20 protein-coding genes are annotated in these 21,780 nt (G+C 61.1%); 10 read left to right on the top strand and 10 right to left on the bottom strand.

The window, feature by feature from the left end; genetic code table 11:
- Nucleotides 1–137 precede the first annotated feature (137 nt).
- On the bottom strand, nt 138–887 hold the full coding sequence (locus JG743_RS15115; RefSeq protein WP_202301855.1) for a sensor histidine kinase: 750 nt from the start codon (nt 885–887) through the stop codon (nt 138–140).
- Between the two features lie 419 nt (nt 888–1,306).
- Between JG743_RS15115 and JG743_RS15110 the strand changes: the two genes are divergently transcribed.
- The 6 genes from JG743_RS15110 to JG743_RS15085 all read left to right on the top strand — a co-directional run bounded on the left by JG743_RS15110 (nt 1,307) and on the right by JG743_RS15085 (nt 5,740).
- Nucleotides 1,307–2,062, top strand: a complete 756-nt coding sequence (locus tag JG743_RS15110; RefSeq protein WP_202301853.1) for an SDR family oxidoreductase — start codon at nt 1,307–1,309, stop codon at nt 2,060–2,062.
- Between the two features lie 373 nt (nt 2,063–2,435).
- The gene (locus JG743_RS15105; protein ID WP_202302632.1) at nt 2,436–3,401 is read left to right on the top strand and encodes an alpha/beta fold hydrolase; all 966 of its coding nucleotides are present in this window, start codon (nt 2,436–2,438) and stop codon (nt 3,399–3,401) included.
- Nucleotides 3,402–3,497: 96 nt separating this feature from the next.
- On the top strand, nt 3,498–3,908 hold the full coding sequence (locus tag JG743_RS15100; RefSeq protein WP_202301851.1) for a cupin domain-containing protein: 411 nt from the start codon (nt 3,498–3,500) through the stop codon (nt 3,906–3,908).
- A gap of 36 nt (nt 3,909–3,944) precedes the next feature.
- Nucleotides 3,945–4,382 carry a CBS domain-containing protein gene (locus tag JG743_RS15095; protein ID WP_202301849.1) on the top strand — a complete coding sequence of 146 codons (438 nt, stop codon included), beginning with the start codon at nt 3,945–3,947 and terminating at the stop codon, nt 4,380–4,382.
- Nucleotides 4,383–4,570: 188 nt separating this feature from the next.
- Nucleotides 4,571–5,029 (top strand): carboxymuconolactone decarboxylase family protein, encoded by a 459-nt coding sequence (locus tag JG743_RS15090; protein WP_202301839.1) that lies wholly within the window; start codon nt 4,571–4,573, stop codon nt 5,027–5,029.
- 60 nt (nt 5,030–5,089) lie between these two features.
- Complete coding sequence (locus JG743_RS15085; protein WP_202301837.1) at nt 5,090–5,740, top strand: hypothetical protein; 651 nt, start codon at nt 5,090–5,092, stop codon at nt 5,738–5,740.
- 109 nt (nt 5,741–5,849) lie between these two features.
- On the opposite strand, the gene JG743_RS15080 is transcribed toward JG743_RS15085, so the two are convergent.
- The 6 genes from JG743_RS15080 to JG743_RS34660 all read right to left on the bottom strand — a co-directional run bounded on the left by JG743_RS15080 (nt 5,850) and on the right by JG743_RS34660 (nt 12,692).
- On the bottom strand, nt 5,850–6,548 hold the full coding sequence (locus tag JG743_RS15080) for a response regulator transcription factor (protein ID WP_202301835.1): 699 nt from the start codon (nt 6,546–6,548) through the stop codon (nt 5,850–5,852).
- 2 nt (nt 6,549–6,550) lie between these two features.
- A complete protein-coding gene (locus JG743_RS15075; RefSeq protein WP_202301833.1) occupies nt 6,551–6,928 on the bottom strand; it encodes a response regulator in 378 nt (125 codons plus the stop codon).
- On the bottom strand, nt 6,925–7,572 hold the full coding sequence (locus JG743_RS15070; protein ID WP_202302630.1) for a response regulator transcription factor: 648 nt from the start codon (nt 7,570–7,572) through the stop codon (nt 6,925–6,927). The genes JG743_RS15075 and JG743_RS15070 overlap by 4 nt, the downstream gene beginning before the upstream one ends.
- A complete protein-coding gene (locus JG743_RS15065) occupies nt 7,569–11,183 on the bottom strand; it encodes a PAS domain-containing protein (RefSeq protein WP_202301831.1) in 3,615 nt (1,204 codons plus the stop codon). Before JG743_RS15065 ends, JG743_RS15070 begins: the two co-directional genes overlap by 4 nt.
- Before the next feature lie 409 nt (nt 11,184–11,592).
- On the bottom strand, nt 11,593–11,967 hold the full coding sequence (locus JG743_RS15060) for an SPW repeat protein (RefSeq protein WP_202301819.1): 375 nt from the start codon (nt 11,965–11,967) through the stop codon (nt 11,593–11,595).
- Between the two features lie 533 nt (nt 11,968–12,500).
- Nucleotides 12,501–12,692 carry a hypothetical protein gene (locus JG743_RS34660; RefSeq protein WP_446720909.1) on the bottom strand — a complete coding sequence of 64 codons (192 nt, stop codon included), beginning with the start codon at nt 12,690–12,692 and terminating at the stop codon, nt 12,501–12,503.
- Between the two features lie 614 nt (nt 12,693–13,306).
- On the opposite strand from JG743_RS34660, the gene JG743_RS15055 reads away from it, so the two are divergent.
- From JG743_RS15055 to JG743_RS15040, 4 genes are read left to right on the top strand one after another with little or no spacing between them, the layout of a single operon-like run.
- Nucleotides 13,307–14,866 carry an ABC transporter substrate-binding protein gene (locus JG743_RS15055; protein WP_202301817.1) on the top strand — a complete coding sequence of 520 codons (1,560 nt, stop codon included), beginning with the start codon at nt 13,307–13,309 and terminating at the stop codon, nt 14,864–14,866.
- A gap of 50 nt (nt 14,867–14,916) precedes the next feature.
- Nucleotides 14,917–16,719 (top strand): oligopeptide/dipeptide ABC transporter ATP-binding protein, encoded by a 1,803-nt coding sequence (locus tag JG743_RS15050; protein WP_202301815.1) that lies wholly within the window; start codon nt 14,917–14,919, stop codon nt 16,717–16,719.
- The gene (locus JG743_RS15045) at nt 16,716–17,573 is read left to right on the top strand and encodes an ABC transporter permease (RefSeq protein WP_202301813.1); all 858 of its coding nucleotides are present in this window, start codon (nt 16,716–16,718) and stop codon (nt 17,571–17,573) included. The genes JG743_RS15050 and JG743_RS15045 overlap by 4 nt, the downstream gene beginning before the upstream one ends.
- Nucleotides 17,574–18,563: an ABC transporter permease gene (locus tag JG743_RS15040; RefSeq protein ID WP_202301811.1), complete on the top strand. Its 990-nt coding sequence runs from the start codon at nt 17,574–17,576 to the stop codon at nt 18,561–18,563.
- Here JG743_RS15040 and JG743_RS15035 read toward each other — a convergent pair.
- The 3 genes from JG743_RS15035 to JG743_RS15025 form a co-directional block, all read right to left on the bottom strand.
- Complete coding sequence (locus JG743_RS15035) at nt 18,553–20,400, bottom strand: PAS domain-containing sensor histidine kinase (RefSeq protein WP_244673152.1); 1,848 nt, start codon at nt 20,398–20,400, stop codon at nt 18,553–18,555. The genes JG743_RS15040 and JG743_RS15035 overlap by 11 nt on opposite strands.
- Before the next feature lie 134 nt (nt 20,401–20,534).
- Complete coding sequence (locus tag JG743_RS15030) at nt 20,535–21,191, bottom strand: response regulator transcription factor (RefSeq protein WP_202301798.1); 657 nt, start codon at nt 21,189–21,191, stop codon at nt 20,535–20,537.
- 351 nt (nt 21,192–21,542) lie between these two features.
- Nucleotides 21,543–21,752 (bottom strand): (2Fe-2S)-binding protein, encoded by a 210-nt coding sequence (locus JG743_RS15025; protein WP_202301789.1) that lies wholly within the window; start codon nt 21,750–21,752, stop codon nt 21,543–21,545.
- Nucleotides 21,753–21,780: the final 28 nt, after the last annotated feature.

Below are 21,780 nucleotides of genomic sequence, written 5' to 3'. Positions count from 1 at the left end.
AGGGTGAGATCATCCACCCGGCCAATCTCGCGAAGGTGCACGCAATTCGTCCTGCGAAGTCGATGAGACGAGTACCTGGATAAACACACGCCACCGAAATTCCGCGCAGCAGGAAGGCCAGCTCTTGGGCATTCAGATCACCGGAGAGCCGCAGGTAATCGCAAGATCACGGTTGTGCCGGACCCGAGTGCGCTGTCGATTTCGACACTTCCGTCGTGCTGCTCGGCGAAATGCTTCACCATCGGCAAGCCGATACCGCCCAGCCCCGAGCACTTGGTGGTGAAGAAAGGATCGAAGGCGCGGGCCATGGTTTCCTGGGTCATGCCGATACCGTTGTCTGCGATGCGTACCTCGATAAGAGCGGCGCGGCCGTGACCCGCCATTGCGGCGTCTATCGAGATCGAGCCGCCGTCAGGTATTGCGTCGCGCGCGTTGAACACGAGATTGAGGATCGCGTTCTGTAGGCCCAGGCGATCGCATTTTGCGGCAAGCAAATCCGATCCGACGCGGACCTCGAGCCGGATGTGCGACTCCCATGCGCTTCGGATGAGAGCCTCGACCTCAGCCAGGCAGCTGCACAAGTCTGTATGTTCGATATCTCGAGGCGCCTCGGCGGCTTTGCCGATCGTCTGCCGGACGAGCGCGCCGGCGCGTTGCAGCGCCGTCCTGGCGCTGGCGATCACAGGCTCGAGGGCCGGAGCCGTTGAGACGCTGGGATCCCGTGCAACGCGGTTCAACGCGGATGACGCAACCTGGATGAGATTGCCCAGGTCATGAACGATGCCGGCGGTCGGCTGCTCCGTATGTCGGGCGCGTACAACCGTGCCCGTGCCCCCGCCCTGGCCATCGTCGCCGACTGTGCCTTGTGTCCCTTCTGAGTGTGACAATTTGCGTCCTCCCCGGTCATTGGGCGCCTAGCAGGCCCTGCTTTTGGCGAACGCTATGTGGGCGGACCATGCGCAGTCGATTGGATCGAGGGTCAGTCCGACGCCTCCAGCCGGCTAGAGTGGCACAGCATACGATTGCCGGGTACCGGGTTCGTTGTATGCGCAAGGGTCGACGGTGTATTCCGACAGCCGGGTCGACCCGTGCACGTGCACCTGCCGTCCGTCACATCTTGACTATAATCCCCCGCCAATCGACGCATCGGTCCTAGACCTTCGCATCGCATGACAAATGCTTCCGTTCGATAGTTTGGCAGGCGGCTCCGTCGCATTGTCTACAGCGAAGACAGAGTGACGTGTCGGCCTGATGGCCGCTCAATCCGACAACACAATCCCTGGAATGCGAACAAGGAGGATCGACCATGAAAATCGTCGTGATAGGCGGCACCGGACTCATCGGTTCGAAGACGGTCGAGAGGCTACGCAAGAAGGGCCATCAAGTGCTCGCTGCGTCGCCGAACTCGGGTGTCAATACGATCACAGGCGAAGGATTGACCGAAGCTCTTTCGGGAGCGCAGGTCGTCATTGATCTGGCGAATTCGCCATCATTTGAGGACAAGGCCGTCCTGGAGTTTTTCGAGACCTCCGGGCGAAATCTGCTCCACGCAGAAAGGTGGGCCGGCGTGAAACACCATATCGCGCTCTCTATCGTGGGCGCCGAGCGCCTACCCAAGAGCGGATACATGCGCGCCAAAATGGCCCAGGAGAGACTGATCTGGGACTCGGGGATACCCTTCACCATCGTCCATTCGACGCAATTTTTCGAATTCCTGGGCGGCATCGCGCAATCGGGAACGGTGGGAGATGTTACAACAGTTTCGTCCGCCTATTTTCAGCCGATCGCCTCTGATGATGTAGCTGATGTCATGGCCGATGTGGCGCTTTCGCCGCCCGTCAACGGCGTGATCGAGATCGCCGGCCCCACGCCGGTCCGCATGAGCGACCTTGTCGCGCAGTTCCTGAAGGCGACGAACGATCCGCGCAAGGTGAATGCGGATCCCCACGCCCCCTATTTCGGCACTGAGCTGGATGATCGGTCACTCGTCCCCGGCGATCACCCGCGGCTCGGCGCCAAGCGCTTTGAAGATTGGTTCGGCGCCTCACTCCAGCGGCACTGATCGGCGACTGGCGCGCAATGGCGGGCCGACATCAGACGGGAAGAAGGTCGAACATAGAACAACCCCTCCTCCCCTCTTTTTGGCGCCAGGATATAGACGAGAGAAGGCAACTCACATGACCTACCATGTAAAAGCACAAGCGATCTCCAACGGCCTTACTGGCTTCTACGTCTACGATGACGAAGCATATGTTGCCGGTCCTTGGATCGAAGCGTGGCAGGCCTCGTATTTCATCGAAACTCTGGCTCATGGCCGCTACATGGCAAAGGCCGACAGAACGGCCGTCATGCGCGGCCGCAGAAGTGACGGCAAACTGGTCTTCCGGGATGATCAAGAAAATCAACCTCGCGATGTCGGCGACACCGAGGACGGTTTGGTTCACCGCGCATCACGCCGCGATGTTTTGTTGGGCGCTCTTACCGCCACGGTTGCGGTCGGCATGTGCCGGATCGCGCCCGTTCAGGCGAAGCCAAGCCAAGGCATTTCATCTTCCAGGACAAGCAAAGGAGCAACAAGCATGAGCATAATCACGACCAAGGACGGCACCGAAATCTACTACAAGGACTGGGGCACAGGCCCGGTCATCACCTTCTCTCACGGCTGGCCACTGAATGCCGACGCCTGGGATGGCCAGATGCTCTTCCTCGCGCAGAACGGTTTCCGTGTCGTCGCACACGACCGGCGCGGGCACGGCCGGTCGAGCCAGACTTCCTCGGGCAACGACATGAACGGCTATGCCGATGATCTCGCTGCCGTCATCGAAGCGCTAGACCTCAAAGACGCAACGCTCGTGGGTCACTCCACTGGCGGCGGCGAGGTCGCCCGCTACATCGGCCGCCACGGAACCGGCCGGGTCGCCAAGGCGGTTCTCATCGCCGCCGTCCCGCCGATCATGCTGAAGTCCGAGGCAAATCCTGAAGGCCTGCCGATGGAAGTCTTCGACGGCATCCGTGCCGGCGTCGCCGGCGATCGGTCGCAATACTACAAGGACCTGGCGCTCGCGTTCTACGGCGCCAACCGGCCGGGCGCCAAGGTCTCGCAGGGCACGCTGGACCAGTTCTGGCTGTGGAGCATGCAGGCCGGCGCAAAGAACGCCTACGAGAGCGTCAAAGCATTCTCGGAGACTGACTTCACCGAAGACCTCAAGAAATTCGATGTCCCAACGCTGGTGTTGCACGGGGAAGACGATCAGATCGTGCCGGTCAAGGACTCGGCGCGGAAGTCGGCAAAGCTGATCAAGGGCGCCAAGGAAATCTACTATCCGGGCGCGCCCCACGGCATCACCGCCACGCATCAGGACCAGGTCAACGCCGAACTGCTCGCCTTCATCAGGTCTTAGGCTCGCGCCGCCTCCCCCGGCAAGAGCCCGATCGCCGGCCGCCCCTCCCATCGGTCGGCGATCCCCTCCATCTGATCCAAAACAGGAGCCAAGACAATGATCAGGACCATTCTGTGCACTGCCGCACTTGCAGGCTTTTTCGCTACCGGAGCCCTGGCCGACGATCCGTCGGGCGCCAAGGTCACCATGGTCTACGACCACGAAATCCCGACCGTGCCTGGCAAGTCCATGCGTGCCGTGCTCGTCGAATATGGGCCAGGCGGCAATTCCCCGCCACATGTTCACGCAAAGTCCGCCTTCATCTTCGCCACGGTCCTCGAAGGCGCGATCCGCAGCCAGGTCAACAATGGACCGGAGACCATCTATCGCGTGGGCGACAGTTGGTCGGAATTCCCCGGTGATCATCACGGCGTCAGCGCAAATGCCAGCACCACCGAGCCTGCCCGGCTGCTGGCGGTGTTCGTCGTCGACACGAACGACACCAACCTGACGACATTCGAGAAGTGAGGTCAAAACGAGGACGGCTCGTAGCCGGAGAACCTGATGCACATCGAACAACTCAACGCGTTGACCATCGCACGTCTGGCGGTGGTCGATGTCGATGCCGCGCTCCAGGACGCAGCCCAGTCGCTGTCGAAGCCTGGCATTGGCCTGGTCGTTGTCTGCGACGGACATGGCAAAGCGGCAGGCGTGCTGAGCAAATCCGACCTGGTCCGTCATCTCACCAGTCCGGCGTCGCCGGCGCCGCCGGCCTGCGCCCTAATGAGCAGTCCCGTCGTGTCATGCGGTCCCCGGGACGATGTTCACGCGGTGTACAAGCTCATGGCGACACGAAGCTTGCAAAACATTCCCGTGATCGACGCCGGTGCCAAGCCGGTTGGCATATTGGACGTACGAGACGCGATGAAAGCTTTATTCAAGCAAGAAGAAGTTCAGGAACAACTACTCTTAAACTACGTGAGCGGCGTAGGTTATCGCTAGGTATTCTCGTGTCTGGATAGCCACCCAGCATCCGACACCCAGCATCCGCCACCCGGCGCGTCGATATACCGGCCCGCACGCTCGTTCTGGAAACGTCGGCTTACGACTGACGAGCCGACCGCGATCGTCAGCCGCCGGTGCCGACCCGCGAGAAAATGAAATAGTCATTCGACCCCATGGAGTGTCACATGACCAAGCGTCTGAATTTCCTGGCCCGCAAGAACGGCGGCATCGAGGGTCTCGTCACCATCGAGAGCTGGCTCGCGAGCAGCTTCGATCCGAAGCTGCTCGAACTCGTCAAGCTGCGGGTGTCGCAAATGAACGGCTGCGCGGATTGCCTGCACATGCACCGGCAAGACGCGCTCAAGCTGGGCGAGACCGACGACCGGCTGCTGCTGCTCGACGCCTGGCGCGAGTCCGCCCTCTACACGGAACGTAAACGGGCCGCGCTCGCCTGGGCAGAAGCTCTTACGCGCATTTCGGAAACCCATGCGCCCGACGCCACCTATGAGGAAGCCCGGAGGGCCTTCTCGGAAGATGAACTCGTCGCGCTATCGATCGGCATCGCTACGATTAACGCCTGGAACAGGCTGGCGATCGGCTTTCGCCTGCAGCACCCCGCGGATCGCATGCGCACCGCCGCTTGAAACCGGCGACGGCGCGAGCCGGCGAAGCCCGTCGGAATCTATTGAGGAGACAATTCAACGATGAACGGAACCACCACCAGCCGGACACTTGCAGGGGTCGCGGTGCCCGATACCCCGCTCGTGCAGAAGGCTCTCGAATACGCGCGCAGAGAATGCGAGGCCTATCTGTTCAATCACGTGGTTCGCTCCTGGTTGTTTGCGGCACGGCTTGGACAGCTCCGCAACATCGACCACGATGCGGAAGTCGTGGCAGTCGGCACCTTGTTGCACGACATCACGCTCAATGAGCGTTTTGACGGCCCCCGCCGTTTCGAAGTCGAAGGCGCGGATCTGGCAAGGACCTTTTCACGACAAGCCGGGATGGACGAGCGCCGAGCTCAGCTCATCTGGGACAGCGTGGCCCTCAACTCGACCCCGTCGATTGGCCTCTACAAGGAGGCAGAGGTGGCCCTTTGTACTGCCGGCGTCTGCCTGGATGTCGTCGGGCTCAGCTACGAGACCATCCCTGCGGCGGAGATCGCCAGGATTGTCGGTGAATTCCCGCGGCTCGAGATGAAGCGGCGCATGACGCGGTGCTTCTGTCATATTGCCCAGACGCACCCGGAAACGACCTACGACAACTTCGCCCGAGACTTCGGCGAACGCTTCGTGCCAGGATACCAGGCGCCTTCTTCCGTCGACTCCGTAGCGAACGCGCCGTTTGACGAATAGGCCCTCGCGGAGTGGCTGCATTTGGTTCGCCCTGCCAGACGAATAGCCTTCCAGTCCGGCGCCGGGGAGGAGTTCCTCCCCGCGCGTTTGGACATCCACGGCCGTGGGATCAAGCCGAAGGCTTGGCCGCGCCCGCATCGCGTGTCGCGGCAGGTAATGTTTCCCATGCCCGGATCAACTCGCCGATGGATCCGACCTCCATCTTACGCATCACATTGCCGCGGTGGAGCTTGACGGTGATCTCGCTGATGCCGAGGTCGAATGCGATCTGCTTGTTGACACGCCCCCGCGCGACTTCGTGCAGAACTTGACGTTCGCGTGGTGTGAGCGTCTCAAGCCGTTCGGTATTGCGCTTGACAACCACGGCAGCCGCCCGCCGAGCCCTGTCCATGGCAATCCCGGCAACCACCGCGTCAAGCAGGGTTTGATCGCGTGCTGGCTTGGTAAGAAAGTCGACGGCGCCGGCCTTCATCGCCTGGACAGTCATTGGAATATCGCCATGCCCGGTCAGGAAGATGATCGGCTTGGGGTTGCCGCTTTTTGCCAGACGATCCTGCAGGTCGAGACCGCTTGCGCCTGGCATGCGCACGTCGAGGACCAGGCAGCCAGGGGTGTCCAATACGTCGGCGTCGAGGAATTCGCGGGTCGAGGCAAAGCAGATCGACTGGAAGCCCGCCGACAGGATCAACTCGGACAGCGCTTCGCGAACGGACGCATCGTCGTCGACAATGATGACAAGCGGCTCCTCTGCTTCTCGCTGTGGTGAGAGCGGTGCCGATCTCCGCGCGAGCGGCTGCTCACCTGTCATGATCAATCCTCCACTTTTTGATTGCGCAAAACGTCGCCGACCGCGGCGAGCAGGGCCTGAGCGTCGAATGGCTTGCGGAAAAATCCGCTGACGCCCTGCGCCCGTTCCTGATCGGCTATCTCATGGCGGCCTGTGATGAAGAATACCGGCAGCTCCGGACGCGTCCTCTTCACCAGGTCACGAAGTTCAAAGCCATTCATGCCAAGCATCCCGATGTCGGTGATGAGCACATCCAGGCCCGACAGCCCGCTGATGAGCAGCTGTCGCGCCGATGAGAAGCTGCGGACTGCGTAGCCGGCGGACTCCAGAAGCTCCTCCAGCGACTCGAGCAGTCGTGGATCGTCGTCGACAACCGCCACAATAGGCCTCACGTTGCTCACGCTGAGCTCCTCCCCGCCCGGCGCGAGTGGGTGATCGGTATTTCCAGTCGCTCCGCGATGCGCACGAGATCGGCAAGCGATGCCGCCATCATTTTCTGCATCACGTTCCTTCTATGGATTTCCAGCGTGACCTCGCTGATCCCCAGTTCAGCAGCGGCCTGCTTGTTGAGCAGGCCGCTCACCACCAGCGTCAGCACCTCGCGTTCGCGCGGTGTCAGGTCGAGATAGCGTTGCTTCAGCACGCCAAGCTTGCCGCGCTCCGACCTACTTGCGTGATCCTGCGCAATCGCCGCGTGGATCGCAGCCATGAGATCCGCATCGCTGAAAGGCTTGGTCAGGAAGTCCACGGCGCCGTGCTTGATCGCGCGCACGGATGAGGGGATGTCGCCATGCCCCGTTATGAAAACGATCGGCGGATGATCTCCTGCGGCGATCTGCCTCTGCAGATCGAGGCCGTTGATATCCGGCAACTCGACATCCAGGATGAGACAGGACGGCAGATCCGGCTTGTCCATGCCGACATAGTCGCCGGCCGACGCGAACGCGACAGCCCGCATGTCGTGTGATGCCAGGAGTTCGCTGAGCGCCTCGCGAATGCGTTCGTCGTCATCGACGATGTAGACAATATGATCTTCAATCGTCATGGCGCCGCTACCGCTGTAGCCGGCAACGTGAAGAGGAACGTCGTTCCGCGCGGTTCGTTCGCCTCCACCCACAGTCGGCCGCCATGCGATTCGACAATCGAACGGCAGATGGCCAGCCCCATGCCCATCCCGTGCCCTTTCGTGGTGAAAAACGGCTCGAATATTCTTTCCGGAAACTCGACGCCTTGCCCGCGATCGCTGATCTCCGTCTGAACCACATTGTCCAGTCGGCGCACGCGCACCCCAACGGATCTCTCGCCCGCAATTGAGTCCATCGCATCCATGCCGTTGCGAATGAGGTTGACCAGGACCTGCTGGATCTGGACGCGATCGAGCAGCAAATGCGGAAGATCGTGTTCGACGTCCGTATTGATGCGGACACGACGCCGCCCCGCCTCCTCCGCCATGAGATCCAGCGCCTCGGCAATAACGCTGGACAGCGTTGTGTCGGTCCTCTGCGTTTCCACGGATTGTTTGAACAAGGCTCTGATGTGGCTGACGACATCCGCCGCTGCGTTGGCATCCCGGATGACGCGCTCCACCGTTTTCTTGGCGCGCTCAATATTCGGGGGGTCGGCCGTGAGCCAGCGCTGGCATGCATGCGAGTTTGCCACAACGGCCGCCAAGGGCTGGTTGACCTCATGCGCGATCGACGCTGAGAGTTCGGCCAGGCTGGCCGCTTGGCTCTGACGCGCAAGGTTCTCCTGGGCAAGACGCAGCTGTTCCTGCATCCGGACCTCGCCGTCGATGTCCAGGCAAATCACGTTCCACTGCACAATGGCGCCTCCGGCGTTTCGCATCGGCGCGGCGCGCGTCTCGACCCAGTGATATTCGCCATCGAAACGCCGCAGACGATGCCTTCGCGCATAAGGCTCGCCGGTGGCTAGCGAATGGGCGTATCTCTCCTTGACCCCCGCCACATCGTCGGGATGAACGCCGGCGTCGAGTGTGCCGGCCAGCCGGGTCTTTCCTGTCCCGTCCAATTCTTCAAGGTCGTATCCGAGAAATTCGCGCAGCTGCTGACTGCGATAAACCGGTTCGCCATCCGGCGCGGCGCAATCAATCATCGCCGGCAGCGTTTCGACGAGCTGCCAGAGGAAGCGTTCTCTCTCGAGCAATGCCTCCTGAGATGTCACATGATCGTGGATATCAAGGTTGGCGCCGTACCACCGGATAATGCGACCGCTCTCATCGCGGAGTGGATCCGCGTGGCCCTCCGTCCATCGGTATGAGCCATCCCATCGGCGGTTGCGAAACTTCAGCTCGAACGGTTCACCCGTTCTGAAGGAATGGGTCAAGGCGCCCAGCAACGCGGCCTTGTCATCTGGATGGACGATCGTTTCGATTGCACTTGGCAATCCGCCCTCGGCATCAAAATCTTCCAGCTTCAGACCGATATAATCCACCATGGTTTTGTTGATGTAGGCTGGCTCCCCGCTCGGCGAGACGCACCACATCTGAACTGGCACGGTGTCAATGAGCTGCTGCAGCTGTCGCTCGCTCCGGCGAAGCGCCTCCTCGACAAGCAGCTGATCGTGGACGTCATGCGTGAGCCCGTACCACTCGAGGATGCGTCCGCTCTCATCTCGTAGCGGCTCCGCGCTGCCCTCCACCCAGCGGTAGGCGCCATCCGCACGCCGCAGGCGATACTTCCTGAAGAAGCGCTCGCCAGTGACGAAGCAATGGTTGAGTGCTTCCGTCAGGCCTGCGGCATCATCGGGATGGACGGCCGTCTCTATGACATCAGACAGCCGGATCATCCCAGGCTTGTCTGCATCTGCTATGTCCAGGCCGAGAAAATTCATCAGGCGCTTGTTGAAGAAGGTCGGCTCGCCCTCCGAACTCAACCGCCAAAGCATGCTCGGAACCATATCCACGAGTTGCGCAAGCTCTCGCTCCCGGTCGCGCAATGCCTCCTGAGCGCGCACCTCATCGTCGATATCCATGGCAGCCACGTACCATTGCACGATCGTTCCCGTTTGATTGCGCAACGGCTCTGCGCGGCCCTCCATCCAGCGGTACACGCCATCTGCGCGGCGGCGGCGATACTTCATGGTGTAGGGTTCGCCGGTTGCGAGGGCGTGGCCAAGTACCTCCCTCATGCGGGGTCCATCCTCCGGATGGACGGTTGCCCCTATCATAGCTGCCACGCGGCTCATCCCTTTCCGATCCAAAGCCGCAACGTTGTCCACGCCGATAGATTCCAGCGTGCGTTTGCTGAAGAAAGTCGGTTCGCCGTCAGGCGCCATGCGGCCAATGTTGACCGGGACCATGTCGACCAGCAGTGATAGCTCTCGCTCACGCTCACGCAGCGCCGCCTGCGCGCGCACCTCGTCGTCGATGTCGAGAGAAACGCCGTACCATTCGGCAACTTCTCCGTCATCGTCATGCCGTGGTGCTACCCGGCATTCCGCCCAACGGTAGTCGCCGTCCTTCTCGCGCCAACGAAACCGCATCGAGGAGGCGTTACCGGTTGCGAAGCAGTTCTGCATCGTCCGCTGAACCTCGGCAGCGTCCTCCGGATGAGTCAGTTCCTGCACCAATGTCTCGATGCGCGGAGGCTGGAGAGGATCGAAGTTCGGGATAACGGCGCGGAAGTGGTCCTGGTATCGCTTGTTGAAGTACAACGGCTGGCCCGTCAACGTCGCGCTCCACACCCGGACCGGGAGTGCATCGATCATCCGCTGAAGTTGGCCTTCGCTTTGGCGCAATGTGCGCAGGGCCAGCTGGTGCTGCCTGGATATTGCGGCAACGATGAGCGCCGAGAATGCCGAAATGGCCAGAAACAACTGAAGCATGATGTGCTTCTGCTTCAGCGATTCGGGATCGCCGGCGAATTGGCTGGCACCGGATATCGTGAATACCGCCGTGATCAGCGCGAGGAGGACCAAGGCGACGGCTGCGCCCTTGAACTCGAAGCGCACCGCGGCCCAAAGAAGAGGCGGCATGATTATGTAGGCGAAGGGCAGGTAACCGCTGAGAGAAAGAGTGGCAACGCCCAAAAAGAACAACCCCAGGACGCAAACTTCGATCCACCGAGCCTTTGATATCTGGGTCACGTCACGCCAGTTGTGGAACACGACCAGTGCCAGCGGCGCCACGATCAGGACCCCTGTCGCGTCGCCGATCCAGAACAACGGCCAGGCAGCCGTGAAGGTTTGCGATTGCATGCCAAACCACGCAAGGGTGGCGCTTCCGACCGTTGCGCTTGCGACAGGTGCTACCCCGGCGGCCAATATTACGAATGCGAGAACTTCCTGCAGGGTCTCCAGCCGGACCGGCCGCCTGCAAGTCAGGTTCACGAGCCATGCGCCGACAACCGCCTCAAGAGCGTTGCCGGCAAAGATCAGGAAGGCAGCAGGCAGCGGACTGTGAAACCACAGGAAATTGCTGAACAGTTCGGCCAGACAGCCAGTCGCTACCCACCACGGCCAACTTGGCCTGGAGGCGAGGACCAGGGTGGCGATGAAAAGCCCACTCGGGGGCCAGATGGAAATACCTGTCCCAGGCACGATTGCGAGCAACTGGGCGAATCCGCAGCCCAGGACATATGCAGCGAAAAAAAGCCCCAGGTGCACCAATTGGGGGCGGTGCGACCAGACGTGCATCATTTGCTGCTCCTCCAGCACAGGTAAGGCATGGGAACTGTCAGTGCTGGGTATAGCACTTGTCCCGGGCGTCTGGATCTGGGCTGGCGAATTCACGCCCCACCGTAGCCTCAGCGTACTTCGGCCGCATCTCATGGAAATCCATGAGACGAGACGGATTGAGAGGCGTGCCCGCCAAGTCTCAGGGCTGGGGTCGATCAGACGCAGGGCTAGGGAGCATTATCCGATCGTCCAGGATTTCCGACACTTCGGCAGCAGCAATCCCTGGATACGCCGCTCCGCCAACTGGCATCGCAGGCCCTACGGCCACGACGCGCGGTGGCTTGTCGCCCATCATTTCAGCCAACCGCTTCCCGAGGACGGCCGCAGCAACTCCGCGAGTCCGTCCTCGGTGGTCACGGTTTGGACCACATTATCTGCGGGCTTCGGACCTACCGCTGGAGGACGAGCTCGCGGACTTGCGACTTGCCGAAAGCTGCATGACGGCGATGGTGGCAACGCAAAGCCCGATCACAACATGCGTCCACATCGGTCCCTGCGCCGACCGGAAGCCGAGCAGGAATGGAGCGACCACTGCCCAGCCCCCCAATGTGAGATTGGACCATTCGGCCCAATCGCCGTAGCGATAGAGCGCCACGGCAGAGCAGCATACAATCAGCGAGCCAATAATCCCCGCGTTCCAAGCCGCGAGGGGCAACTCGGCGAACTTGAAGGCAGCGCCGGTCAGGCAAGCGCCCAGAATAAGGTTGGTCCATTCCAACCCCTTGCTTGCTACTTCACTTGTCATATTCTTCTCCTTTGGTTCATGGATGGCCTACCCATTCGAAAAACACTGAGATCGTGGCAGGCTGGAGAAGAATGAGGCCGTTGAACGTATTAGACTATTCTACGCAAGCATCTGTCTAGCGATGCAAAGGACTGGGGCGGTTAGTCGAGGGCATGGCACATCGCCGGGGGTAGCGGGAATGAGCGTTCCACCCGTCAGGACAGCGCGCTGCCTCCGACCGGGATCGTGTCGCGATAGCCATCTACTCCTTGCTCCTCTTCCAGTACGACCGACGACCGTACCCCATCATAGTCCATTTTGCTGCAACAGGCCCAAGGAGGCTTCCTCCCGGTCGGGGCGTCGTGCGCGATGGCCCGACCAGGAAGGTCGAGGATACCGAGAAGAAGTGGACTTAACTGGCGATGTGAACGGGCCGAAACCATCCGCCAGTATCCTCCAGGCTGTGTCCCTCTTGGCAACCTCCCAGCACATCTGCGAGCAGAAGTAGTAGTGGTACGGTCGCCGGTGGAAGGTGGAGCCGCAGTGGATACAGTTCATTGGACATATCCGTTCCAGGCTGTGTCCTGCTGCGGTTGATGAACTGCCGGCTGGACTTGCCTCGCCCCAACCTTGATCGGGCGACGCGCGCAGGCGGGTCCCGGACCTCGCATATAGTGGAGCTCTGGTCTGTAGCGGGGTGCCAAGAATTCGCGAATTGCAGATGCCAACCGTGTGGCTGATGACATCACGATAGCGGTCCGGGCCACGAAAGCTGGTACGACAAGAGATGTGCGGCGCGGCGGCATTCTCGTCAGATCATACATTGGCTCCTCCATTGAGGATTGCGGTCGTGCGACCAGAATGCGCCGACGCCAGCCGCGGGCCAATTCTGCAAGGGTATTTAGAATGCGATCCGATGGTCTTGCCGGGGTGCACCCAGTGGATCGCAATCCTGGTCACGGCAAGCACTGGACCGATGCCTTCGTGTGTGAAGGCTACCCCGGGCGACGGGGTGGATATGTCTTTAGCACAACTTCGCCCGGTCGGATCATAGTTGACATTGCTGCAGTGCTCCCCTCGGTTTCGAAAGACCTTGCTGAGCAGGCATTCGTGCTTCAACAATCTATGCCCAGGGATAGGGTATCCTCTGCCCGAGACTCATAGACGGCTATCGGTAGGCTGTCGTATCGTGCAACCAGGCAGTGTATTGTCTGGCTGACGGCGCCGATGCCGACGAAGGAGTTTCTCGAGGCATCGGCGAATGCTGCGTTGAACAAGGGGCGCCCTCCTCGGCCAAGGATTGAGTGCATATGGCTTGCCGCAGTCCCTCGCCGAAAGAACAGGCCAACGGGGACAATTGATGCAGACGTCCTACTCTCGTCCGGCCAAACAATCCTCCAGACCCAGCTTTGGCATCCGAATGCTGGCGCTCGTGCTCGGTCTGCTGCTTTGGATGGCGCCGGCGCTCGCTCAGGATGTGTTGCGCATTCCGTATGTGGCCGATATCGGCACGTTCGATCCGGACAACGGGTTTGAGACCGGCGCGATGAGCGCAATCAACAATGTCTACGAAGGCCTTGTCCAATACGAGCCGGGTTCGACCAGGATCGTTGGTCGGCTCGCCAAGAACTGGGAGATCTCGGATGACGGGCTGACCTACACATTCCACCTGATCGGGCGCGTCAAGTTCCACGATGACACGCCATTGAATGCGGCAGCGGTCATAAAGTCGTTCGAAAGGCGACGTGATCGTGGGCTAAGCCTGAGTTACTTCCTGGCCAACGTGAAGAACATGAGCGCGCCCGACGATTCGACAGTGGTGCTCACGTTGGGCCACCCCCAGCCTTCGCTCCTCGATGCCCTTTCCAGTCCGTGGGGCCCCAAGATCGTCAGTCCCGCGGCGCTCGCCGAGCATGATAACGGCGACTTTGCGAAGACCTGGCTCAATGAGCATGCGGTCGGCACCGGTCCATTCAAACTGGCTGAATTCAAACGCGGTCAGCGCTATGTGCTCGAACGCAACGACGACTACTGGGGCGACAAACCGTTCTTCCGGCAGATCCAGATTTCTGTCGTGCCCGATATCAGCCAGCAGATACTTCAATTGCAGGCGGGTACCATCGATGCGGTCCCGATCAACTATCCGTTCGCGCAACTCACCGGCCTGCCAAAGGGGCTGGAGATCACTTCCGCCCCGAGCATGATCCCCTACGACCTTTTCGTTAAGCCGAGTTCGCCGCTTGAAGATGCGGAGGTCCGCAAGGCCGTTTTGACAGCGATCAACCCGGCGCTATGGATCAAGGACGCCTTTGGAGAGTTCGCAACCCTGTCGAAGTCGGTATATCCGAACGTGATGCTCGACCCCGTGAATCCGATCCGGTTTCCGACCGACTTCGAGGCGGCGAAAGCCGCGATCGCCAATCATGGCGCGGTCAGTCTGGTCATTGGCCTCCATAGCGCGGCCCCAAGCTACGCGCGTATCGCCGACCTGATGATAGCGCAACTGGCGTTGATCGGCGTAAAGGCAACGGCCTATGTGCTGCCCTCCGGCGCTGCCTATACCTTGAAGGACGACCCAAACCCTCCCGACTTGCTTCTCACGATCGCCGGCCCCGACGCCGCCCATCCCGAGAACCAGGCCAAGGTGTTCTTCACAAAAAACGGCCCCCTCAACTTTTTTGGCCGGTTCGTGCCGGAAGCCGATGCCATCGTGGATCAGGCCGGGAAGTTGACCGACGTCAAAGAACGCGACGCCCTCTACGAGAAGGCGGGCCAGATGTACTTCGATGCCGGCATTGTCATCCCGCTTGTCAACGTCAACGATGTGGTTGTTCACGCCAAGGGTCTGAAGGACCTTGGACTGCGTCCAGTATTTCCACCCGGCAACATCGACTTCAGCACCGTTCGCTGGGGACACTGAATTCCAGCTGTCCGATTCATTCCGGAAAGCAGCTCAGGCTCGCACCACAGATGATCAAGCCTTCGCACCGAATGTCCGAACCTGTGATCGAGTCAGTCCTCGCCGTTAAAGATCTCTCGGTCTTTCTCAGCCGCGAAGGCCGCCCTTCCCGCGTCCTCGACGGCATCAGTTTCGACATGTTTCCGGGCGAGATCATCGCACTGGTCGGGGAAAGCGGTTCTGGCAAGACAAGCATCGGGCTGACGCTTCAGGGACTCCTGCCGCGCGAATATCTGCCGCAGGTCAGTGGCTCGATCCGGCTTGCCGGAATCGAGCTCGTCGGCGCGAGACGGCGCACCTGGCAATCGGCTCGCCGCCAACTTGTCCGCGTCATCGCGCAAGATCCGATGAGCGCGCTCAACCCCACGATGACGATCCGCCGCCAGATGCGAGAATCCAATGGCGGGGCAAATGGATCGATCGAAGACTGGCTCAGCCGAACCGGCCTGCCTGACCCCGACCGCATCGCCGATGCGCTTCCGCACCGGCTCTCGGGGGGACAGCGTCAGCGCGTGCTGATCGCCATGGCCATGATGGCAAGACCGAAAGTGCTTATCGCCGATGAACCGACTACCGCGCTCGATGTCACCATGCAGGCGCAGATCCTGGACCTGTTGCGCGATCTCGCCCGCGAGCAGCAGACGGCAATCCTGTTCGTTACGCACGATCTGAGTGTGGCGGCATCACTGGCCGACCGCGTCCTGGTTCTCTACGCCGGACGCATCGTTGAAATGGGCCGCATACAGGACGTGATCCGAAATGCCGCGCATCCCTATTCCGCCGGCCTGCTTGCTGCTCGGTTCGATCTGGACTCTGATCGACAGCGACCGCTTCCCACGCTCCCGCCCGAGCGCAGGCCCACAAAAAATGCCGAAAACGCCTGCGCCTACGCGACACGTTGCCCGATCGTCCAGCCAGATTGCACAGCGATCCGCCCTCGGCTGGAGCCTGCCTCCGTCCACGGTGGCGCAGTCGCCTGTCTTTACCAGGAACAGACCCCATTGATCTCTGCGCAGCGCGCCGGTGCGCAACCCTGGCCGCCTCAAACGATCCAGCAAACCGCCGCCTTGAGGCTATCCAACGTTGGAAAAGCGTATCCTACAGGCGCCCGATCATTTTGGGGTCGCCGCCAACCGCAGCCCGTTCTCAAGTCAATCAACCTCTCGATCAAGCTTGGCGAGTGCGTGGCGCTGGTGGGCGAGAGTGGCGCAGGGAAGTCTACCCTTCTGAGGATTGCCGCCGGGCTCGTGTTACCGGAGAGCGGCACTGTTACGCGCTTCGACAAGTTTCCTCCACAAGTCGTCTTTCAGGACCCCGTTGCGGCACTGACGCCGTGGCTTACGATCGGCGAGCAGATCGGGGAGCGACTGCGCTCCGTTTCGCTGGACAGCGACTACGGCCGCCGTCGCGTCGGTGAGGCGATAAAGCTGGTTGGGCTCGATCCGGTGCTGATGGACGCGCTGCCGGCCGAGATGTCGGTCGGGCAGTGCCAGCGCGCGGTTCTAGCTCGCGCGGTAATCGTCCCGCCAAGGCTTCTGCTCTGCGATGAGCCGATCAGCGCCATGGACGTGTCGCTGGCGGCCACCACATTGAACCTTCTTAGCGACCTTCGGCGGCGACTCGACATGGCGATGCTGTTCGTGACCCACGATCTGGCGGCCGCCAGGATCATCGCCGACCGTGTCGCGGTGCTGAAGGACGGCGAGTTGGTCGAGGTCGCCGACCCGGATGCCATCATAGCCGCGCCACAGTCCGCCTACACGCGCTCCCTGATCTCGGCGATGCCGAGCCTGCAGGCGGGACACGGGCGATGACCAGCAGGCCGGACACGCTTCCCGCTCGACCTCGGTTCAACTGGCGCGATTTCTTCCGGCGTGCCGGTTGGCTTGAAAGCGTCGGCATTGTCGGCCTGCCGGTCGTTACCGTTGTGGCCGTGCTGGCGCCCTGGATCACGCCGTTCGACCCGCAGCTGCGCGTCGCCGGAGCCTACCTGCCGCCTTCGGCCGAACATTGGTTCGGCACTGACGAGATCGGCCGCGACCTGTTCTCGCGCGTGATCCTCGGCGTTCGATACACGTGGCTGCCAGGGCTTGTCGTTATCGGTTTCAGTCTTGTGTTGGGTTCCCTGGTCGGACTGATTTCCGGCCTGATGGGCGAAAAGGTCGACTTGGTCATAGACCGGATCGTCGACTTGTTCCTGGTCCTTCCAGGAACGATCATCGCGCTCGCTGTCGTGGCTTCGCTTGGCCCTGGGCTCGTCAACACGATGACTGCACTCGCCATCTTCTGGTGGCCCTGGTATGCGCGCATATCCCGTGATGACATTCGTCGCCTCAAGGCCCGTCCTCATGTCGAGGCGGCCCGAATCGCCGGGGTCCGCGGTCCGCGCCTGCTGTTGCGTTACTTGTTGCCGGGAGCGGTCCCGGCATTGCTCATCGGGGCGTCACTGGATGTCGCCAACATTATCATGACGCTGTCGCTGATGTCGTTCCTCGGCCTTGGACTGCCTGCACCGGCGCCCGAACTCGGGGCCATGACGGCGCGTACCCTCGACAGTCTCACCGTCCATTGGTGGCTGCCGATCCTGCCCGCAGCGATTATCTTTATCCTCTGCCTCCTCGCCAACCTTGCGGGCGACGGCATTCGCGCCGCGCTGAGGGGGGCGTAGGTGCTGGCATATCTCGCCAAACGCTTTGCCGGCGCAGTCGTCGTTCTCCTGGTGATGAGCTTCATCGTTTTCGGTCTCCAAAGCATCATCCCCGCAGATCCGGCGCGCGCCATCGCCGGGCCGAACGCTCCGTCGGAAACGGTCGAAGCGATGCGCAAGGAGCTCGGACTGGATGACCCGGCTGTTGTTCAGTACGGACGCTTTCTGCTGCGCCTCGCGCATGGGGATCTGGGGACGTCGGTAAGGACCCGACAGCCGGTATCAGATGATATACGGCAGTATCTTCCCGCCACGCTTGAACTCGTGCTGGCGTCGATCGCCTTGGGAGTGGCGCTCGCCGGCGTGATGGCGGCGCTTCAGTTCCTGATCCCGGGATCGCGCGGCATTAGGCTGGCCATAGTGGGGGTGGGCTCCACGCCGATCTTTCTGTCAGCATTGCTTCTAACCTACTTTGTTTGGTTCCGGCTCGGCTGGCTTCCCGGAGCGGGCCGACTTTCCTACCCCGACTTCGCAGGCCCTACGGGGCTCAACGTCATCGATGGAATACTGGTCGGCCGCCCCGAAGTCAGCGGCGACGCACTGCTTCACCTGATCTTGCCCGCGCTTGCACTGGCGTTGCCTATCGGCATCGCAGTTGGGCGAAGCCTGAACGGTGCGCTTCACGACGTCATGAGCCAGGCATATGTTCGCACCGCCCGCGGCAAGGGTCTCAGCGAGACGAAGGTGCTGTTCCGACACGGCTTGCGCAATGCCGCCACGGCCCCGCTGTCCATGCTCGGCCTGCAGATCCGTCTTCTCTTGGGCAATCTGCTTGTAGTCGAGCGTGTTTTCGGGTGGCCTGGGTTGGGTCTTTACGCCGTACAGGCGTTTGCCAGCGCCGATCTGCCGGCAGTGCTGGGCGTCGCTTTGGTCTTCGGGATCCTGTACATTGTGGTCAACACGCTCATCGAGATCGGGCAGTCGATTGCCGATTCCCGGATCAGCCTCTGAAAGCGCCCACTCCGGCGATTACAGTTGCAGCGTCAGGTGTGCTGGCGGAGTTGGCAGCGCTGATGGGAAGGCTGAAGGTTATCGATGCCCCCCCGGTCTCGACATTTTCGGCCCATAGCCGTCCGCAGTGTGCCTCGACAATCGACCGGCAGATTGCCAGGCCCATTCCCATTCCATCCGGCTTGGTCGTGTAGAACGCCTCGAAAATCATTTCCGGATTGCCAAGCCCGCGGCCGCGATCTCGCACTTCGACTTCGACTGTGCCGTCATTCTGATGTCGCGAGACGATCAGCAGGCTTCGCATATTAGTGGCGACGTCCTGCATCGCTTCGATGCCATTGCGAACAAGGTTGAGGACGACCTGCTCCATCTGAACGCGGTCTGCGGCCACCGCAGGAAGGTGGGGGTCTAGATGAAGGTCCAGCTTGACGCTGCTCGATGCGAGCCCGTCACCCAGCAGGTCACAGACTTCCCGGATCACGGAGTTCAAATCGATTGCGTGCGGTTCGCCTTCACTCTTGCTGAACAGCGCCCGGATGCGGCTGATCACTTGCGCCGCCGCGTCGGCGTTTTTGATGATCTTCTGGGCGACCCGGCTGGCATGATCGAAATTTGGCGGATCGGCGTTCAGCCATCTCTGGAAAGCGCCGGCGTTGGACACGACCGCCTGCAGCGGCTGGTTGAGCTCGTGGGCAATCGACACCGACAGTTCGGACAGGCTGGCGGCGCGTAAGGCGCGCGCGAGCCGTTCGTCCGCAAGACGCAGGGATTCCTGAGCGCGGACCTCATCGTCGATGTCGAAGTTGACGCCGTACCAGCGAAGGATAGCGCCATCTTCGTCGCGAAGCGGTTCGAAGCGCGAATCGATCCAGCGATATTCCCCATCCTTCCGACACAGCCTGCCTTTGTGCTGCAGTGACTCTCCGCGGGCAAAGGACTTCTGGAAGACGGCCTTGACGGCGGCCCGATCATCAGGATGGAACAACTCCACATGCGAGGCGAATTGCCGGGTGCCACGCGGTTCGACCTTGGTCGAGTCGATGCCTGCCCAGTCGACGAACCGTTTGTTGAAATAGTACGGCAATCCCGCCGGCGTCATCAGCCAGATCATGGTGGGAACCGTATCGACCAAGAGCCTCAGTTCTCTCTCGCTCTGGCGTAGCGCAGCTTCCGCCCTGCGCCGGTCGTCGATGTCCTCGGTATGGCCATACCAGCCGACTATTCGCCCCCGCTCATCGCGCGAAGCAACCCCTGTTTCGCGAAACCATCGATAGGTGCCATCAAACCGGCGCAAGCGCTGCTCCTCGATCATCGGCTCGCCGGTCTGCAGACTGTGGCGCCATTTCGCGATAGTCGTCTCAACATCGTCGGGATGAACAAATCTCAGCCACCAGGAGTCGTCTGCATCCATGATCTCGCGCATTTCTTCCACGGTAATGCCAACGTATTCGAGCGCTGCAGCGTTGAGGACTCGAAGGCGCCCGTCCGCGTTAGCAGACCAGCCGAAGCCGGGAATATCGGCGATACTCGGTCCAGCTCCCCGGTAGACGCGGTCAAAAAAGCTCATCCTTCTGAAAATGTTCACCACAAGCCAAAGGCCAAGCGCGGCAGCAACAAACGCCAGCAACCGGACGGCGCCATTCTCGGCCCCGTAGGCCGGCAGCATCACGGCCGAAAACAGGCTGGCTGCGGCAATCGCCGCCAATCCGGTCTTCCATCCGAGGCAAATGCATATAACTGCAATGGTGACCAGCAGGCCTGAAGGCTCTCCGGCAAAGAATGCAAGTAAGACTGACCCAGCGCCGATCGCCGCAACCACGGCGCGGCGTTGTGTCATTGACGTCAGTCCCATTTCAGACCCTCTCGAAACCGCCCATCCGCCGGCTCCGGTATCAGCCTCGGTCCTGCCGACCACTGCTTCTGGCTGCGAGCATATTGTCCCCAGAGCGGGAGCCGCATCTCGAGTGGCAATCAGCGCGCCTCGGCCGGCAAAGACTGCCAAGCACTCAAAAGATGCGTGAGGGATCTTGCATTCATCTTCTTCATCATGTTGCTCCGATGGAGCTTCACGGTGATTTCGCTGATGCCGAGATCGAATGCGATCTGCTTGTTCATCGCCCCGGAGACGACAAACCTGAGCACCTCACGCTCACGGGGAGTGAGCGTCTCATAGAGCGCCATGGTCTTGCGCGATACGGTCGCCGCCGCTCTCCGGGCGATATCGGTGCTGACGGCGACCGATATCGCGTCGAGGAAGGTCTGGTCGCGCACAGGTTTGGTCAAGAAGTCAACCGCTCCCGCTTTCATCGCTTGCACGCTCATCGCGATGTCGCCGTGCCCCGTCAGGAACACTACCGGCGTCTGGATGCCCTTGGCCAGTAGAAGATGCTGGAGATCGAGGCCGCTCAGACCCGGCATGCGCACATCGAGGACAAGGCAAGCCGGGCGATCTGGAAGCTCTGCATCCAGCACTGCCTGGGTCGAAGAGAACGATATCGATTCAATACCGACCGAATTCAGCAACTCCTCCAAGGAGTCGCGGACTTCTGTGTCATCATCCACGAGAATCGCTATCGGGCGGCCTTCGCTTCCTGAATATGCTCCGGATGCTGAATCTAGCACGCCCATGATCCTCGCCTCAGGGAGATCTGCTGGACACGAAATTAGCTGCGTTTACACAGCATATTATCAACCGCGCGTCCGCCACACGTCAACCAATGAGCTGCGCTTGATGCTTGTCATAGGTAGTCCGTACATGCCCCACCAACGTGTGACGTCACCGTCGGAACTTAGATAGCGGAATTGGGATCGGCAGCGCTACTACGCCAAAGTGCGATCGAGCACAGAGGTTTCGATGCCCAACCTATACTTCGGTATGGGGCTGCATAACCCACGACGATACAGGAGTTGATTGTCTCCGCGGCCGTGGCATGCCACGGCTGTGCGCGGAAAGCCACGCTGTGGCCGGCGGCAGCCGAGTCAGAGTTGCGATAGTCGCGTGCAGGCCTTTGCCGAACGGGCCCTGCCGAACTCCTCATCCGTGAGGCGGCGGATGGTGACCACACAGCGGCCGCATTTGGGGTTGCAGCCGAGACGGTTATAGACCTGACTGGTCGAGCGTGTCCGCTCCGCCTCAACAGCGGAGCGGACATCCTGATCGGTCAACACATTGCACGAACAGACGATCATGGCGCTATGTCTCTCGACTGTGACGTCA

The organism is Mesorhizobium sp. 131-2-1 (assembly GCF_016756535.1).
Classification (GTDB): domain Bacteria; phylum Pseudomonadota; class Alphaproteobacteria; order Rhizobiales; family Rhizobiaceae; genus Mesorhizobium.
Note: the sequence above shows the minus strand (reverse complement) of the source record. Positions and strands in the feature narration are given on the sequence as shown.

Coding starts and splice junctions, on each gene's coding strand:
- JG743_RS15030 (WP_202301798.1), bottom strand. CDS start 21,191: ATGGGCGTGCTAGATTCAGCATCCGGAGCATATTCAGGAAGCGAAGGC.
- JG743_RS15055 (WP_202301817.1), top strand. CDS start 13,307: ATGCAGACGTCCTACTCTCGTCCGGCCAAACAATCCTCCAGACCCAGC.
- JG743_RS15060 (WP_202301819.1), bottom strand. CDS start 11,967: ATGACAAGTGAAGTAGCAAGCAAGGGGTTGGAATGGACCAACCTTATT.
- JG743_RS15080 (WP_202301835.1), bottom strand. CDS start 6,548: ATGACAGGTGAGCAGCCGCTCGCGCGGAGATCGGCACCGCTCTCACCA.
- JG743_RS15025 (WP_202301789.1), bottom strand. CDS start 21,752: ATGATCGTCTGTTCGTGCAATGTGTTGACCGATCAGGATGTCCGCTCC.
- JG743_RS15070 (WP_202302630.1), bottom strand. CDS start 7,572: ATGACGATTGAAGATCATATTGTCTACATCGTCGATGACGACGAACGC.
- JG743_RS15090 (WP_202301839.1), top strand. CDS start 4,571: ATGACCAAGCGTCTGAATTTCCTGGCCCGCAAGAACGGCGGCATCGAG.
- JG743_RS15110 (WP_202301853.1), top strand. CDS start 1,307: ATGAAAATCGTCGTGATAGGCGGCACCGGACTCATCGGTTCGAAGACG.
- JG743_RS15050 (WP_202301815.1), top strand. CDS start 14,917: ATGATCAAGCCTTCGCACCGAATGTCCGAACCTGTGATCGAGTCAGTC.
- JG743_RS15035 (WP_244673152.1), bottom strand. CDS start 20,400: ATGACACAACGCCGCGCCGTGGTTGCGGCGATCGGCGCTGGGTCAGTC.
- JG743_RS15100 (WP_202301851.1), top strand. CDS start 3,498: ATGATCAGGACCATTCTGTGCACTGCCGCACTTGCAGGCTTTTTCGCT.
- JG743_RS15045 (WP_202301813.1), top strand. CDS start 16,716: ATGACCAGCAGGCCGGACACGCTTCCCGCTCGACCTCGGTTCAACTGG.
- JG743_RS15065 (WP_202301831.1), bottom strand. CDS start 11,183: ATGATGCACGTCTGGTCGCACCGCCCCCAATTGGTGCACCTGGGGCTT.
- JG743_RS15085 (WP_202301837.1), top strand. CDS start 5,090: ATGAACGGAACCACCACCAGCCGGACACTTGCAGGGGTCGCGGTGCCC.
- JG743_RS15095 (WP_202301849.1), top strand. CDS start 3,945: ATGCACATCGAACAACTCAACGCGTTGACCATCGCACGTCTGGCGGTG.
- JG743_RS34660 (WP_446720909.1), bottom strand. CDS start 12,692: ATGTCATCAGCCACACGGTTGGCATCTGCAATTCGCGAATTCTTGGCA.